At 34.5% G+C, this 16,384-nt stretch carries 13 protein-coding genes; 9 read left to right on the top strand and 4 right to left on the bottom strand.

The genetic code is table 11. The features are described 5' to 3' along the window. Positions 1-109: 109 nt before the first annotated feature. The 3 genes from ACPF9A_RS12475 to ACPF9A_RS12465 form a co-directional block, all read right to left on the bottom strand. Positions 110-400, bottom strand: coding sequence for a helix-turn-helix domain-containing protein (locus ACPF9A_RS12475; protein WP_423997361.1), 291 nt, complete (start codon positions 398-400; stop codon positions 110-112). Positions 401-817: 417 nt separating this feature from the next. Beyond that, positions 818-982 (bottom strand): hypothetical protein, encoded by a 165-nt coding sequence (locus ACPF9A_RS12470; protein ID WP_423997359.1) that lies wholly within the window; start codon positions 980-982, stop codon positions 818-820. 285 nt (positions 983-1,267) lie between these two features. Continuing rightward, on the bottom strand, positions 1,268-2,530 hold the full coding sequence (locus ACPF9A_RS12465) for a tyrosine-type recombinase/integrase (protein ID WP_424004471.1): 1,263 nt from the start codon (positions 2,528-2,530) through the stop codon (positions 1,268-1,270). Between the two features lie 183 nt (positions 2,531-2,713). Here ACPF9A_RS12465 and ACPF9A_RS12460 point away from each other — a divergent pair, with 183 nt between their 5' ends. From ACPF9A_RS12460 to ACPF9A_RS12450, 3 genes are all read left to right on the top strand, one after another. Next, complete coding sequence (locus tag ACPF9A_RS12460; RefSeq protein ID WP_423997357.1) at positions 2,714-2,977, top strand: GIY-YIG nuclease family protein; 264 nt, start codon at positions 2,714-2,716, stop codon at positions 2,975-2,977. A gap of 139 nt (positions 2,978-3,116) precedes the next feature. Then, the gene (locus ACPF9A_RS12455) at positions 3,117-3,380 is read left to right on the top strand and encodes a GIY-YIG nuclease family protein (RefSeq protein WP_423997355.1); all 264 of its coding nucleotides are present in this window, start codon (positions 3,117-3,119) and stop codon (positions 3,378-3,380) included. A gap of 166 nt (positions 3,381-3,546) precedes the next feature. After that, positions 3,547-4,775, top strand: a protein-coding gene (locus ACPF9A_RS12450; protein ID WP_423997353.1) for an IS3 family transposase whose coding sequence is annotated in 2 segments (ribosomal slippage) — positions 3,547-3,901 and positions 3,901-4,775 — 1,230 coding nt in all. Because the reading frame shifts where the segments join, the coding sequence is not laid out codon by codon here. Positions 4,776-4,863: 88 nt separating this feature from the next. Here ACPF9A_RS12450 and ACPF9A_RS12445 read toward each other — a convergent pair. Continuing rightward, the gene (locus tag ACPF9A_RS12445; RefSeq protein WP_423997352.1) at positions 4,864-5,133 is read right to left on the bottom strand and encodes a hypothetical protein; all 270 of its coding nucleotides are present in this window, start codon (positions 5,131-5,133) and stop codon (positions 4,864-4,866) included. A gap of 245 nt (positions 5,134-5,378) precedes the next feature. On the opposite strand from ACPF9A_RS12445, the gene ACPF9A_RS12440 reads away from it, so the two are divergent. The 6 genes from ACPF9A_RS12440 to ACPF9A_RS12415 all read left to right on the top strand — a co-directional run bounded on the left by ACPF9A_RS12440 (position 5,379) and on the right by ACPF9A_RS12415 (position 16,371). After that, positions 5,379-5,858, top strand: coding sequence for a UpxY family transcription antiterminator (locus ACPF9A_RS12440; RefSeq protein WP_423997350.1), 480 nt, complete (start codon positions 5,379-5,381; stop codon positions 5,856-5,858). 495 nt (positions 5,859-6,353) lie between these two features. Continuing rightward, positions 6,354-7,466: a GDP-mannose 4,6-dehydratase gene (gene gmd, locus ACPF9A_RS12435; RefSeq protein WP_423997348.1), complete on the top strand. Its 1,113-nt coding sequence runs from the start codon at positions 6,354-6,356 to the stop codon at positions 7,464-7,466. Between the two features lie 184 nt (positions 7,467-7,650). Beyond that, entirely contained in the window at positions 7,651-9,000 is a 1,350-nt protein-coding gene (locus tag ACPF9A_RS12430; RefSeq protein ID WP_423997346.1) for an exopolysaccharide biosynthesis polyprenyl glycosylphosphotransferase, read from the top strand. 151 nt (positions 9,001-9,151) lie between these two features. Further along, positions 9,152-12,472 (top strand): PQQ-dependent sugar dehydrogenase, encoded by a 3,321-nt coding sequence (locus ACPF9A_RS12425; RefSeq protein WP_423997344.1) that lies wholly within the window; start codon positions 9,152-9,154, stop codon positions 12,470-12,472. A 717-nt stretch (positions 12,473-13,189) separates the two neighbouring features. Continuing rightward, positions 13,190-13,363 (top strand): hypothetical protein, encoded by a 174-nt coding sequence (locus ACPF9A_RS12420; RefSeq protein ID WP_423997342.1) that lies wholly within the window; start codon positions 13,190-13,192, stop codon positions 13,361-13,363. Further along, positions 13,330-16,371: a beta/gamma crystallin-related protein gene (locus ACPF9A_RS12415; protein ID WP_423997340.1), complete on the top strand. Its 3,042-nt coding sequence runs from the start codon at positions 13,330-13,332 to the stop codon at positions 16,369-16,371. Before ACPF9A_RS12420 ends, ACPF9A_RS12415 begins: the two co-directional genes overlap by 34 nt. Positions 16,372-16,384: the final 13 nt, after the last annotated feature.

Genomic DNA, 16,384 nt, shown 5'->3' with positions numbered 1-16,384 from the left:
CAAGCCATGCGAACATAGTGAGCAGTTTTTGCTTGCAAAAACATGGCTTGCTTCACGAACTCCGATTAAAAATAGGGTTGATTTAAATTTCAGTTTCTTTCTACTCATTTTACGAAGAAGCAGTTCTCATTCGCTTAATAAGCTCATTGATATCGTCAGGGTGAAAAAGAACCCTTCCACCTATCGTAATTTTGTTCAATAGACCCTTATTCATCCATGCATAGATTGTTGGTCGTGTTACTTTGAATTTTTTGACCAAATCGGCAATGGTCAACAATTCTTCTTCGGTTGAAACTTCTTCAGCCGGTTTTTCGATAACCGAATCCTTCTGCTTTTGAAGTAATTCTAACGGAACATATTCCTTGAGTCCGTCATCATCCATGATAAATATTCGTTTCATGATACAGTGGTTTAATGATTTACCTTATTGAACAAACCTAATAGCATTGGACAAGATTTTATTTGTTTGGCATACATCATTTTGTGTATGGTAACCCTTAAAAAATTCAACTTTTTTAGTATAAGACCTTAAAAAGACTGGACTATAAAAGAATCTCTTATCCCTTTTTGCAACAAGTTGCTCTTGTACTTTATTTTACAAACCTAGCAGCATTACACAGCATTTTACCTGAGTGCTGTACACAAAATGCTGTACAGCATATTTGAACTAAATTTTATGGGATTTGAAACGGAATGGCAGATAAGGGTGAAAAGCCCTTTCGCTTTTCACCTTTATCCTCTTTTTTCAAGGGTGTTCACAAAAACCAGCAGTTTTTGTGAACTTCCGTAGAAAGGATGTGGCTAGGGAAAGGAATGACTAAGGTGGAGGGTCGAAAGACCAAGGGTAGTCTACATTAGGTCTTTTTCCCCCTAACCACAAAAAAGTAAAATCATTACAAAAACAATCCATCGGAATATACAATGCAATATTGCTATCATCATATGATGCTATAGTCATATGAACATATGTATCAATATTCATTTAAAGCATTTATCATGCGTTTAATCAAACGAATATTGCTATGAGATTTTAATATTGGATTTGGAAAAGCCCGAATAAAATCCTTTCATAATGGGCAATTAGTGTAGTAAGTCTATACAATTTGGATAACTTTTGGTGAATATAATCACCAATTGTCCATAGACATGTAAATCCTAGACACTAAAAAAAGGGGGTAAATGAATAAAATTGGTCCTGAACAATCCGGTCAAACGACCTTAGTCATTTTATTTTAGGCAGTAATAAGAGGTTGTTCATAAATTAATTTCAATCCAAACCCCAAGCCTTCTTCAATTTCTGTGCGGCCTCGTAATTTGATATTTTGAGGTAACGGCGGAATGCCTTCTCCGATCTATGTCCTGAAATTTTCATAATCAACTGCACATCGATACCATCCAGATAGGCATTGGTACAAAAAGAGCGTCTACATGTGTGAGAACTGATCAGTTTATACTTTTCCAAAAGTTGTGCTTCTTTAATGGTACCCCGTTTATGTTCAATTTCCACTTTTTGATGAAGTCCTGCCCCATCCCCAAGTTCCTTGATACGTTTATTAAAGGTAAAGGAATCAATATCCGGGGCTTGGCCACCATATTTTGCTAAAACTTCCTTCACCTGTTTGCGTAATGGAATTACAATACGGCCTGAAGTTTTCTTTTGCCTAATATTTAAAAAACCCTCATTGTCCAAATACTCAGGCCGAATCCTTGAAATATCGGAAAACCGAAGTCCGGTCAAGCAACCGATTACAAAAAAATCCTTTACCCCTTCCAGCTCTTCATCATCTTTACAATCAACGGCCGCTATGGCCTGTATCTCCTCGGCGGTTAAGTAAATATGGTCTACTTCTTCCTGAATCACCTTAAAGGCCGTTAAATCGATAGGTTTGATTCTATTTCTGCGCATGCGGTCGTTTAGAAAAGCCTTCAGGTTCTTGACCAATTTACCAATGGTATTGTTCTTCATACCGACTCCTCCATTTTTTAAAGGGGCATGGTAGGCCAGATAATCCGTCCATTCTTGGTAGAAATGGTAATCGAATGCATTAAAATCAATGATGATTCCAGAAAATTCCTGAAAACCTTGCAAATGCTTTTTAAGGGAATTGTAATCCTTGATAACGTCTTTGACTACCTTTCCCTTTTTGCTTTCTAGATAATGCTCAAATTCAGTAAAAAAATCTTCAACAGGTTTTGTGTTTATGGAGGGTTCACCATCTTCAAATTGCCTTTTAAATAATTTTTTGGAAAGCGGTTTGCCTTGGTTTCGATAAGAAGAAATAATCTGATTGGCCAAACTATCCATTTGAGTGAGCTGAACATATTCTGAACCCACTTCCTTTGATTTTTTAAGGAAAGATTTTTCCTTATTCCAATACTTCAAAGGAATTTCGATTCCGGTATCGATTTGAATTCTGGCATGACGATTTTCATAGTATCTTAATTTGATACTATGGGTTCCATTTTGGTTGGTTTTGTCCGATATGTAAAACCTAAAATTATACATCAGCGTGCTGCATTCGTGCTGCATTTTTACCAAAAATAGTGTTTTATGGTGTAAAATAAAAAAATTATTTCACATAAAACCTTGATAATCAGTAAAATAATGTATGTTAATGAAAAGTTAAATTACAGGGGCAGCATCCCGTCCAGACCGCTAAAAGCTCTCAAGAAATTGAGAGCTTTTTTCGTTTACAAACTTTTTTCTGTTTTTATGACCTGTCACTACGTATACATTATTTATTCTTCTTCGCATGATGTCTATTACAAAGGATATTCTACAGATTATATAATGCGACTGGAACAGCATAATCAAGGCAAAACAACATACACCAAAAACAAAGGTCCATGGAAACTGGTCTATGCAGAAAAATTAGATTCCAAAAAAGAAGCTCTTATAAGAGAGAAAATGCTGAAAAGACAACATAGGCAATATTTACTCTGGCTTTTTAGTCAAAAAACGAACCTTATAAAATAGGTTAGAATACATGTCTCGGCTCAGCCGAGAGGGTCGCGGGTTCGAGTACTTGCCTGTCTCGGCTCAGCCGAGAACCAGACCGCTAAAAGCTCTCAAGAAATTGAGAGCTTTTTTCGTTTACAAACTTTTTTCTGTTTTTATGGCCAACCACTACGTATACATTATTTATTCTTCTTCGCATGATCTCTATTACAAAGGATATTCTACAGATTATATAATGCGACTGGAACAACATAATCAAGGCAAAACAACATACACTAAAAACAAAGGACCATGGAAACTGATCTATGCAGAAAAATTAGATTCTAAAAAAGAAGCTCTTATAAAAGAGAAAATGCTAAAAAGGCAACATCGGCAGTATTTACTTTGGCTTTTCAATCAAAAAACAAACCTTTTAAAATAGCTTAGAATAGATGTCTCGGCTCAGCCGAAAGGGTCGCGGGTTCGAGTACTTGCCTGTCTCGGCTCAGCCGAGAACCTTAACAAAAAAAGCCCTCAATAAATTGAGAGCTTTTTAGTTTATAAATATGTCCCGTCCTGAAATAAGTTGACACAAAATCGACTTATTTATGAAACATTCAATTATTACGGTAAACAAGCGTACTCAACGCGATTATAATCTGTGCTTTAAATTAAGTGTTGTCCATCAGGTCGAAAAAGGCGAGATGACCTATAAGCAGGCTCAAAAGGCCTATGGTATTCAAGGTAGAAGTACTGTTTTGGTTTGGCTGAGAAAACATGGTACATTAGATTGGAGCAAACCTATACGCCGTCAAATGCCAAAATCAAAAGAAACACCAGCCCAAAAAATCAAACGCCTGGAGAGAGAGCTTTCCGATGAAAAACTGAGGAACAAGATTCTCAACACCATGATCGACATCTCCGATAAACAGTATGGTACCGCTATCAGAAAAAAGCATTTGCCCAATCAATCCAGCGCATCCGACAAGAACAACGATTAAGTCTATCTCGTTGTTGTCGATTGTTTGGGATAAGTAGACAAGCTGTCTACCAAGCAGAAAAACGTATCATAAAAAGAGAACAAGAGCTTGTAAAGGTAAAGAACCTGGTCGAAGGTGTTCGCAAGGATATGCCCAGGATCGGTACACGAAAGTTGTATTACCTGTTAAAGCCCGAATTCGCAAAGCACAATTTAAAAATAGGAAGAGATGCCCTGTTTGGATATTTACGCTCGGAATCGATGCTGATAAGGCCAAGGAAGAATTACACCAGGACAACAGACTCAAGACATTGGCTTAGAAAACATCCCAATCTGATGAAAGAAATAAAGGTTTCCAGACCGGAGGAGTTCTTCGTCAGTGATATTACATACATTAAAAGCAGGGAGCGGACACATTACCTATCCTTGGTGACCGATGCCTATAGTAGAAAAATAATGGGGTATCATCTTAGTGATGACATGAGTGCCGAGAATGTGGTAAAGGCAGTAAGAATGGCGAACGGCAATAGACTGACGAGCGAAGAGCTAATTCATCATTCCGATAGAGGATTGCAATATTGCTCCGCCATATACCAAAAGGAACTACGGCAAAGTAATATGACCCCATCAATGACGGATGGGTATGATTGCTACCAAAATGCATTGGCGGAACGAATCAACGGCATATTGAAAGGGGAATTCTTGATATATAAATGTAACAGTGGCAAAGAATTGAAAAAGCTCATAGCAGAATCAATAAGAACGTATAATAACAAAAGACCGCACTTGAGCCTAAAATATAAAACACCTAACTTTATACATAACAAAAAACCAGAGAAGCTAGCTTCTCTGGTTTAATATTAATTATTTAAAAACTGTCAACCTATTTTAGGACGACTCAATATTTTACTTTAGTAAATTTCTAAATAGTGCTATTAATATGCTGCTACACTAATTTTCTTTTCGTTCTCATCATTCGCTCTTGCATTATTTTCGCGTATAGAATCTGATTCTCCTCTATTTGTCTTTCTAAAGAAGAAACTACCGATGTAGCTTTTTCCTTAATTGAACTATCTACATTAGCATCTTTACGTTTTTTCGTACTATCGATCGTTAAATCATTTAATAAAGAATTCAATTCATTAGTAACTGAATTTTTAGAGAGAGATTTCGTATTCTTCTGTTTAATACTAGAATTAAATAGGTTTAAAAACATAAGATGGGAGTTTAAGATTTTATATATAACGGTCTAAATCTAATAATAGTATAATATACGTAATCTTTTTCTTACATAAAACTATTTGAAATAATTACGAATACAAATCAAACTACTATATCCAATACTTTCTAGGTTGATAAAACAGCTTTAGCACTTATAATATATATATATTATAAAGCTCTATTAAATACTAGAAAAGCAAAAAGAATGTTACCTTATTACAGAATCTATTTTTAGACCCTATGACCAAAAATTGGTACGTACTTTATGTTAAACCTAAAAATGAAAAGAAGGTAGCCGAACGGTTATCGGCTCATCAGGTAGCAGTCTATTGCCCAATGATCAAAGAAGTAAAGCAATGGAGCGATAGAAAAAAGACCATTGAAATACCCTTATTTAGATCATATGTATTCGTTCATATCTCAGAATCAGAAAGACAAAAGGTATTTGAAGTTCCTGGTGTTGTACGATATTTATATTGGTTGGGAAAACCAGCTATTGTGCGTGAGGTTGAAATGGAAACTTTGAAAAAATGGTTATCAAACGACACTGTCGAAAACTACAGTCTAACCAAACTAGAATCTGGCGATAAAGTTTCAATAAAATATGGAGCTTTAAAAGACCAGAAAGCAGAAATTATTGAAATAGGAAAAACCCGAGTAAGATTAATTTTAGAAGGTATGGGTGTTGTTCTTAATATGAAATTGAGGGATATTGTATAATTTTCACTGGTTTACCTACTATGTAGGTTAACCTAAAAGCAAAAAAACTAATGAAAATTCATTTTGTAAAATTAACTGTGCAGATAATCGATCAATTCTACCTTTAATCTATTTCAAAATTCTACCAATTTAAATATCAAATAGTTAGCTATATCTTTTTGACAGATTTCACCGCTAATATTTGTCGATATACTTTAAAATATTTGCCAAAAATACATATTCCGTAATTTTTAAATTTGTTAACATTTTATTTTGGAATGTATCTTTTAGCAACATATGTTTGTTTTGTTATTTAATTCTCCCCATTCAGTTGTTTGAAATCATTGACATTTAAACTTCCCCCCAGATATATTTTTCAGAAGTAATTTATATACTTCAAATTTGACATTATAACTACCGTGAATCTACATTTTTGTGACTTACGATGCGGAGCGCTGTGTTAAATTTCCATAACCAACAAGCTTTCTTTTTAAGAATATTTCTAAATCATTACCAATGAAAATAGCATTAATTACAGGAATTACTGGACAAGATGGAGCCTATTTAAGTGAATTCTTACTTAAAAAAGGGTATCAAGTACATGGTATAAAAAGAAGAGCATCTTTATTTAATACAGATCGTATAGACCATTTATATCAAGATCCACATGTTGAACATCGAAATTTCATTCTACATTATGGAGACATGACTGATAGTACAAACTTGATACGTTTAATTCAAGAAATTCAACCCGACGAAATATACAATCTAGCGGCGATGAGTCATGTACAAGTATCTTTTGAAGTTCCTGAATATACAGGTAATGCCGATGGTTTAGGAACACTTCGGATTTTAGATGCAGTTCGCTTATTAGGACTTGAAAAAAAAACCAGGATTTATCAAGCTTCAACATCAGAACTGTACGGAAAAGTACAAGAAGTGCCGCAATCTGAAACAACACCATTTTACCCAAGAAGTCCTTATGCAGTGGCAAAAATGTACGCATTTTGGATTACAGTGAATTACCGTGAAGCATATAACATGTATGCCTGTAATGGTATATTGTTTAATCATGAATCCCCAATTAGAGGAGAAACATTCGTAACTAGAAAAATTACCAGGGCTGCTGCTCGAATTGCTTTAGGTTTACAAGATAAACTCTATTTAGGAAACTTAGATGCACAAAGAGATTGGGGACATGCCAAAGATTATGTACGAATGATGTGGATGATTTTACAAGCAGAAGAACCTGAAGATTGGGTCATTGCTACTGGCGTTACCACACCTGTAAGAGAATTTGTTCGCATGGCATTTGAAGAACTAGGTATCACATTAGAATTTAAAGGTGAAGGCATAAATGAGAAAGCATATGTTAAATCATGTTCGAATAAAGATTTACAACTTGAAATTGGCAAAGAAATATTAAATGTAGATCCAAAATATTTTAGACCTACCGAGGTAGAACTACTTATAGGCGATGCAACTAAAGCCAATACCAAATTAGGTTGGACTCCTGAATATGAATTAAAAGACTTAATAAAAGATATGGTTCATAGCGATTTGAAATTAATGCAAAAAGATCAATATCTAAAAAATGGTGGTTATACAACCTATAACTACTTTGAATAAAAATTTTATATCTAATCAGATTCAACAATTTAATCAAATAATAAAACCCATTTAATTTCAAAAAAATATCCCTATTAAATCTTAGATTTTACTATCCAAAAAATACAATTTGACTTTTTGAAACTTTTTTAAATAGTATTCACTAACCATGTTTAATTAGTTCATTGATATATAATTTAATAACATGAAAAAATCCTATTTTGGAATACCTCTTTCTTTGTTAATTCATCTCGTTGCCATAAATGCTACTTTGTATTATTTTACAGCTGAGACATATAGATATGGTATTACCGGGGTTATTTACTATAATTTGGGATGGTTATTTGTAACTCATAGTATTAAATTTTATTCAAATGCGAAACGACAAGCTAATACGTCTAAAACGTTTAATTTTTTACGGGTTTTTGTATTATACGGGTTGGTGTTTTTTTCTTCATTCACCTTTTTAGGACCAAAAACCTATAGTATAATATACCTTTTTAGTGTTTATGGCTTTATATGCTTACAATTATTAGTTTTTAGAATGTTTTTTTATTGGATAAAAAAAATCTATTATTCTTCAATCTCTAAACCAAATAAAGTAGTAGTTGTAGGTTGGGATAAAAATCTAAAAAAAGTAAGAGCAATTTTTGACAATAAAAATCACAACTTTGAGTATGTTGGTTTTTTTGACAATAAAAATTCGAAAAGCCCCACATACTTAGGACCAATAGAAAGGTGTTACAAATATATTTTTGAAAATGATATTACTGAAGTATTCTGTATTGCATCTCAACTAACTAAAAACGAAATAAAAGAACTAATAAGAATTACCGATAATACCTTTAAACATATTAAAATTATACCTGACAATAAAGAGTTTTTCACAAGAGCGATGTCAGTAGAGCTATACGGAAATGTTCCTGTTTTAGACTTAAGAGCTTCACCTTTAGAATTAGAGTATGCGAATTTAGTTAAGCGTGGCTTCGATATATTTTTCTCTAGTCTTGTCATTGTTTTTATTCTTTCTTGGCTATCACCTCTAATTTATATTTTACAAAAATTTGATTCTCCTGGCCCCGTATTCTTTACACAAAGCAGACATGGCTTAAATAAAAAAACTTTTTTATGCTATAAGTATAGATCAATGACAAGATCAAATGATTGTGATACTCTTATGGCCTGTAAAAACGATATGAGAGTAACTAAGTTAGGGCGCATATTAAGAAGAACAAGCATAGACGAACTACCGCAGTTCATAAATGTTTTTTTAGGCCATATGAGCGTAGTTGGCCCACGACCACACATGCATTTACATACCGAAAAATATCAAAATTCGGTAGACAAATATTTAGTAAGGCACTTTCTTAAACCTGGCATTACAGGATTGGCTCAAATAAAAGGTTATAGAGGCGAAATAATAAAGCAATCAGACATTATAAATAGAGTTCGATACGATATTTTTTACATGGAAAAATGGTCATTAAAACTAGATCTATCCATTATTTATTATACGGTGTATAATGCTATTAAAGGTGAAGAAAAAGCATATTAAATATTGACCACAGTAATATAAAATTTTTAATATTATCCATTATTGTAAATAAGGCAAAACAAAAAAGTACCCCAAAAACAGTTATAACAATAAAAAATCAGTTCTCCCAATTTCATTTTAGTATTACATTAATTATAACCTCACTAAAATTATGAGAACATCATTTATCCCACAGAAAAAATCATGGTTATTATTGCTTTTACCTTTAGCGTTTTTAAGTTTTAAGGCGGTAATTTATTTTCAACCCGGTCTAGATAGCATTCAAGCTATTACTCCTTTTATGAACGGTAATCTTCCTAATTCAAAACCGAGTGAAGATATTGACCTAGTAGAAATACATACTAATATTGAATGGGAATCACCACAAGCAATTTTACCGTTTCCAGAAACGAACAAATTATTGATAGTTGAGATGGACGGTCGTTTTTACACTATACCAGACAATGATAATGCCCAAACTACTGAACGTACTTTGGTTATGGACATTCAGGACCGTTGTTGGTACTATACTTATAGTGGCAATACTGGTCAAAAACATGGTGGATTTCAAAATGTAATCTTTCACCCCGATTTCGGAAAAAGTTTAGGTAAAGATTATATCTATGTTTATTATGTACATAAAACGGAAAATGAAGATTCAGATTGGACTGAACCTTATTATGATAGATTAAGTAGGTTTACTTGGACAGGAACTACTTTCGACCCTAGTAGCGAACTAATTATGATTAATCAGTATGATACCACAAAAGGTCACGATGGTAGCGGACTTGCCTTTGACGGAGATGGGTTTTTATATGTTTCGGTTGGTGATGAAGGTACTCATAGCGTTGAGGCCACTCCACATACTCAATTACTGAATGACCGTTTTAGAAGTGGTGTATGGCGAATAGATGTGGACATGCAAGGAGGAACAATAAGTCATCCCATAGAAAGGCAACCTGATAATAGTAATACACCTATAAATTTAAATCAATCTTATACTCAAGGTTATTATATACCAAATGATAACCCTTGGGTCACTGGAACCGGTGAGTTTTTAGAAGAATTTTACGCCATTGGTCTTAGACAACCCTTTAGAATGACCTATGACCCACCTACTGGCAATTTCTGGTTAGGTGATGTAGGAGCTTCAAAATGGGAAGAAGTAAATATAATAGATCAACCTGGTCTAAATTTTCAATGGAATATTAAAGAAGGTTTTGTAGATGGATACCGAAACTCAACAAATATGCCCAATCCGCTATATGGTACAGAAAGAGAACCCCTTTATGCATATGATGGATCTGTAGGAAGCGCAGTTATTGGTGGGTATGTATACAGGGGTACTGCAATCCCCAGTCTATATGGAAAATATATATTTGGTGATAATGCAAACGGATCTGTATATGCGCTAACACACACAGGTGGTAATACTTTCGGCGAAGTAGAGGTTATCAGTAACATTGGTGGATCTGTATTTAATGGAATATCATCCTTAGGGTATAATCATGCTAACGAATTAATGGTCCTTAAACTTTCTAATGGCGTTCCGGGTGGTGGTAAAATTTTTAAAATTATAAATAATCAAGATAATCAAAATGAGCCTCTACCCTCACTTTTATCAGAAACAGGAATCTTTTCTGATTTACAAAATTTAACTCCTACGGAAGGTGTAATACCTTATGAGGTTAACAATCCTCTTTGGTCTTCTGGTACAGAAAAACAACGTTGGGTTTCAATTCCACAAGATGGTAATGTTAATAGTACTATTGAACAAATTGGATATAATGAAGAAGGGCATTGGACTTTTCCTATTGGCACAACATTCATTAAACAATTCAATAATACAAACGGCACCAAATTAGAAACACGTTTGTGGATTCATAGTGAAGATGGTGAGTGGTTTGGTAGCACATACAAATGGAGAAGTAACGGTTTGGAAGCTGACTTACTTTTGCTTGGTGATAATGAAAATATTACGATTGACGGCGACACCTTTGGCTATGAATATCCTGCTTCAAATACTTGTATTCAATGTCACAACCCTAGTGCTGGATGGGTATTGGGTTTTAATACTAGGCAATTAAATAAAGAAATATTGTATCCATCTACTGGTAGAACATCTAACCAACTGGAAACTTTGACAGCATTAGGCTTTATTCCCGAAGTAGATTTAGAAAACGTTCCCACCCTAGTTAGTATTGATGATAACAATCAATCTTTAGAAGTTAGGGCAAGATCATATTTTGACTCTAATTGCGCATATTGTCATCTACCGGGAAATACTAGGGCAAGTTTTGATTTACGTTTCAGCACACCATTATCAGACCAAGCATTAATACAAGGTGATATTATAGAAGATTTGACAGGAAGCAATAAAGCCATTGTACCCGGAGAGGTTACGCAGTCAAACGTGCATTTTAGATTGAATTCTTTAGACCTTTCTACAATGATGCCACCATTGGCAAAAGGTAGGGTAGACACCGAGGCTATACAATTAGTAGAAGCATGGATCAATAGCTTGAATGGAAACTGTAACGAAGACTATACTGCCTTGTTAGGTAGTGATAATTTAACTGATGGCAACTTTCTAGATGCCCATAGCCCTCATATAAATGTAAGCAGAACAGGGTCATACACCAATAACGAAGATATTTCCGTAAGTATATGCCTTGAAAATTTTAACTTTTATGCCAGTAGATTGGGCAACCCAGTAACACCTTTTATAGTTAAGGTTCTTGGTGAAAACGATTTTAAAGTTGTGTCAATTGGTCAAACACGAACCCCTTCTGAGTATAGTATTGGCAATAACACTTTCAATTTTAGTGACCATTCTAATGATGCGGTTATTTTACAACCTGGCGAAAGTATAGCTCCAGGTTTTATGGATGCATATCCTGATGGGTCTGGCTCAACTACCGATAATAGTTTAATACCTGCCATAACATCAGGTTCTACCGACGATATTTGGCAATCTTATGAAGCCAATGCCAATTCTAACCCCCATTTGGTAATGGGATTTATTCCTCAAGGAAACTCTATTGTACCGCATTTAAATAGAACTTACCAGTTTAATATTGAAATGAATATTAACGCTATTAATGGAGAACTTGCCGTTCCAGTCCTAACCCTTTTTCAACATGCGGATTACAATGGAACTAGCTGGGAACTTAGCGAAGGAAATTATCCAGTGATTACCTATGAGAATATACCAAATAATGATGCCTCTTCACTACAGATAGATGAAGGTTATATTGTTGAATTGTATTCAGAGATTGATTATGAAGGAGAAGTGGTAGTCCTAGATGGAAATTCAAATTTTTTAGGTCATTACGATTTTAATGATAAGTTATCTTCAATAAAAATCTATTCATCAGAAATACCCTCAGAACCTATTGTAGCGACCTTTTATCAAAACAATAATTATGTTGGCGACTCTTGGCCTCTTCAGGAAGGAGAATACGTTGAACAGATATTTCTACAGAAGGCATAACGTTGAACGAGGTAAGTATCAGTAAAGGTAGAAGAAGGTTTTTCTATAGAATTATATCCAGATTTAAATTATGGAGGCAGGGGAATATACTCTTAACTTTACAAGGAATGATATTATCATCAGACTCTGAAAACCTGTACATCACTTGGCATTCTTGATAACGACACAGAATCAATTAAAATCATTGTATTTGAGCCAGAATTAGATGTTGTTGCCACCCTTTTCCAAAATATCAATTTACAGGTACTTCATGGGCTATGGAGGCAGAATTAAACTTTGGGGAATATATCATCAGACTTAACTTTTACGAAGGAATAAGTGACAATGATGCATCATCGGTACAGATAACGGAAGGAATATATTACTTTACAAGGAACTGTATTCTGAAAAAGATTTTGAACTGTATTCTGAAAAAGATTTTGGAGGTGATGTATTTATTCTTGAGGAAAAATGGACCCAACTTGGTTTCAACAGGCTTTAACGACAGACTCTGGCATCATCTGTTAAGATATATCAAAGTGTAGTGCCTTCGGGACCAACAGTGGCAACATTTTATCAAGATAGCGATTATAGCGGCAATTCTTAAAATATAGAAGAAGGAGAATATGTTGATATTTCTTCAAGAAGGCTTAACCTTGAAACGAGGTAAGTTCAGTAAAGGTAGAAGAAGGTTTTTCTATAGAATTATATCCAGATTTAAATTATGGAGGTACTCCTGTGATATTATCATCAGACTCTGAAAACCTTACATCACTTGGCATTGATAACGACACAGAATCAATTAAAATCATTGTATTTGAGCCAGAATTAAATGTTGTTGCCACCCTTTTCCAAAATGTCAATTATACAGGTACTTCATGGGCTATGGAGGCAGGGAATATACCGACTTAACTTTACAAGGAATAAGTGACAATGATGCATCATCGGTACAGATAACGGAAGGCTATATTATTGAACTCTATTCTGAAAAAGATTTTGGAGGTGATGTATTTATTCTTGAGGAAAATGGACCCAACTTGGTTTCAACAGGCTTTAACGACCAGGCATCATCTGCTAAGATATATCAAAGTGTAGTGCCTTCAGGACCAACAGTGGCAACACTTTTTCAAAATACAAATTATGGCGGTTCTGCATGGCAACTTTCTGCTGGTAATTATGAAGACATTTCATTGCAAGGAATTAACGATAACGATGCCTCATCGGTACAAATCGAAGTAGGCTATATAATTGAATTATATTCCGAAAAGAATTTCGAAGGTGATGTATTCATTATGGAGGCAAACAATACTAATCTAGTCGCCGCTGGTTTTGACGATCGTACATCGTCTGTTAAAATATATGAATCAATAGTAACAACTGATCCTGTAATTGCAACCTTGTTCCAGAATATCAACTATACCGGAACTTCATGGGAAATGAGAGCTGGTGAATATCGTGATATTACTATTCAAGGAATTAATGATAACGATGCTTCATCTATACAAATCACAGAAGGTTATACCATTGAGCTATATTCTGAGAAAGACTTTGGAGGCGATGTATTCGTTTTAGAGGAAAACGCAACTAACCTTGTTTCTTCCGGATTTAACGACCAGACATCATCCATTAGAATATACCCAAGTGTTACAAGTTCAGGACCAATGGTGGCCACACTTTTTCAAAATACAAATTACGGTGGTTCAGCATGGAAAATTGCTGTAGGAGAATTTCCAGATATTACACAACTAGGCATTATCGATAATGATGCCTCATCAGTTCAAATTGAAATAGGCTACACTATTGAATTGTATTCCGAAAAGAATTTTGAAGGGGATTTATTCATATTGGAGGCAAACAATTCAAATTTGGTTACCGCAAGTTTTGACGATCAAACATCATCAGTAAAAGTATATCGATCTATGATAGCAACTGGACCAAAAGTTGCAACCTTATTTCAGAATATCAATTACAGCGGAACAGCATGGGAAATGGAAGCTGGCGAATATCGCGACATAACCCTGCAAGGAATTAACGATAATGATGCATCATCGGTACAGATAACGGAAGGCTATATTATTGAACTGTATTCTGAAAAAGATTTTGAAGGTAACGTATTCGTCTTAGAGGAAAACTCACCAGATTTAGTATCCGAAGAGTTCAATGACCAAACCTCATCTATTAAAATATATGAAAGTTCAGCACCTACGGGACCAACCATAGCAACATTATTTCAAAATACAGGTTATAATGGATCATCTTGGCAACTTGGCGCAGGAGATTATCCAGACCTAACCTTTTACGGAATAAACGATAATGATGCTTCATCTGTACAGGTTGCGGAAGGTTATATCATTGAACTTTATTCTGAAAAAGATTTTGGAGGTGATGTATTTATACTAAATGAAAGTAATACAAATTTGGTTACTTCAGGTTTTGACGATCTTACATCTTCAGTAAAAATATACGAGCATATAGCAATTGCTGGTCCAACTATTGCAACATTATTTCAAGATATCAACTATGGGGGTAGTTCTTGGCAAATGGAAGCAGGAGATTATCCCGACTTAGAATTACTGGGTATTAATGAGAATGATGCCTCATCGGTGCAACTAGAGAATGGTTATATCATTGAACTTTATTCTGAAAAAGATTTTGGAGGTGATAAATTTACACTTGAAGAAAATGGACCTAATTTGGTTTCTACGGGCTTTAATGACCAAGCATCATCTGTAAGAATATTTGAAAGCTCGACAACTGTAGAGCCAACTATAGCTACATTATTTCGAAATCAAGATTATATGGGTTCTTCATGGTCTTTTGGCATAGGCAATTATGCTAATATTTCACTTGAAGGTATTCTTCCCAATGATATCGGTTCTGTTCAAATTGAAGAAGGTTACACCGTTGAACTATATCCAGAATTAGACTTTGGTGGTACTCCGTTTATTTTATCATCCAATACCATTGACCTTTTATCATACGCAAATTATGATGATACAGAGTCTGTGAAAATATTTGCCAATAATTCTAATATATGTGATTGTCAATGCGCATCTGGAGAATTAAGTTTATTAATAAACGGCAGTTTTGAAGAAACTAGCAATCCAGCATATGCCAGTGCTTATGATTTAATTGAAGATTTAGGGACTGTTAATAATGGCGTTAAATTTCTTGACACACACACAGATAATGACTTTCCTGGATGGTTTACTACAGGTGGTATAATACTGCAACAAGGGGGAATCTCTCAAGGAGGCAGTTTAGAATTAGGTCAAAGTGGTTTTTTAGGTCGTATAGCCCCAGATGGAGATGTATTCGTAGAAATGGATGCCAATCATCATAATCAAATAGTTTCGGTAACACCGGGTCAATTACTAGATTGGGAGCTTTCTCATCAAGGTCGAGAAGGTACTGATATCATTAGTATTTCAGCAGGACCTATTGGAAATCAAACAGTTATTGCAACGGTATCGTCATCTCAATCATGGGTTGTACATTCCGGACAATTTCAAGTACCTAACGGAGTTAATGAAATTCAATTTACAATTACTCCTGTACAAGCATCAGACGGAGACATTGATTCTTCAAACCTGTTAGATTTTGTAAAGCTATGCCCTAACAATGGTACTACAAGCAAAAGCACTGCTTTAAAAGCAAAAATAATTCAGGATTCTCAACTCTCATTATACCCAAATCCGGTAAATGATTTATTTACGCTTCATTCAGACGATATAAATACGGTTAGTCAGAAGGTTTTTATCTATTCCGCAAATGGATTGTTAGTAAAAAAATTGGAGGTTGATTTTGAAAATACTAATGATGTAGAAATTTACATTGATGATTTATCTAGTGGAATTTATACCATTATGACGGTAGACGACTATGGTAAAACAACTACGATTAAAATGTTTAAAAATTGATATTAAAAAAATC

Origin of the sequence: Maribacter sp. IgM3_T14_3, from assembly GCF_049603095.1 — a bacterium.
Lineage (GTDB): Bacteria > Bacteroidota > Bacteroidia > Flavobacteriales > Flavobacteriaceae > Maribacter.
The sequence above is the reverse complement of the archived record's forward strand: the minus strand, read 5'-3'. Positions and strand labels throughout refer to the sequence as shown.

Excerpts from the sequence above, each read along its gene's own strand:
- ACPF9A_RS12445 (WP_423997352.1), bottom strand. The coding sequence starts at position 5,133 with ATGTTTTTAAACCTATTTAATTCTAGTATTAAACAGAAGAATACGAAA.
- ACPF9A_RS12475 (WP_423997361.1), bottom strand. The coding sequence starts at position 400 with ATGAAACGAATATTTATCATGGATGATGACGGACTCAAGGAATATGTT.
- ACPF9A_RS12460 (WP_423997357.1), top strand. The coding sequence starts at position 2,714 with ATGACCTGTCACTACGTATACATTATTTATTCTTCTTCGCATGATGTC.
- ACPF9A_RS12415 (WP_423997340.1), top strand. The coding sequence starts at position 13,330 with ATGGGCTATGGAGGCAGGGAATATACCGACTTAACTTTACAAGGAATA.
- ACPF9A_RS12470 (WP_423997359.1), bottom strand. The coding sequence starts at position 982 with ATGAATATTGATACATATGTTCATATGACTATAGCATCATATGATGAT.
- ACPF9A_RS12425 (WP_423997344.1), top strand. The coding sequence starts at position 9,152 with ATGAGAACATCATTTATCCCACAGAAAAAATCATGGTTATTATTGCTT.
- ACPF9A_RS12440 (WP_423997350.1), top strand. The coding sequence starts at position 5,379 with ATGACCAAAAATTGGTACGTACTTTATGTTAAACCTAAAAATGAAAAG.
- gmd (WP_423997348.1), top strand. The coding sequence starts at position 6,354 with ATGAAAATAGCATTAATTACAGGAATTACTGGACAAGATGGAGCCTAT.
- ACPF9A_RS12455 (WP_423997355.1), top strand. The coding sequence starts at position 3,117 with ATGGCCAACCACTACGTATACATTATTTATTCTTCTTCGCATGATCTC.
- ACPF9A_RS12465 (WP_424004471.1), bottom strand. The coding sequence starts at position 2,530 with ATGCAGCACGAATGCAGCACGCTGATGTATAATTTTAGGTTTTACATA.
- ACPF9A_RS12430 (WP_423997346.1), top strand. The coding sequence starts at position 7,651 with ATGAAAAAATCCTATTTTGGAATACCTCTTTCTTTGTTAATTCATCTC.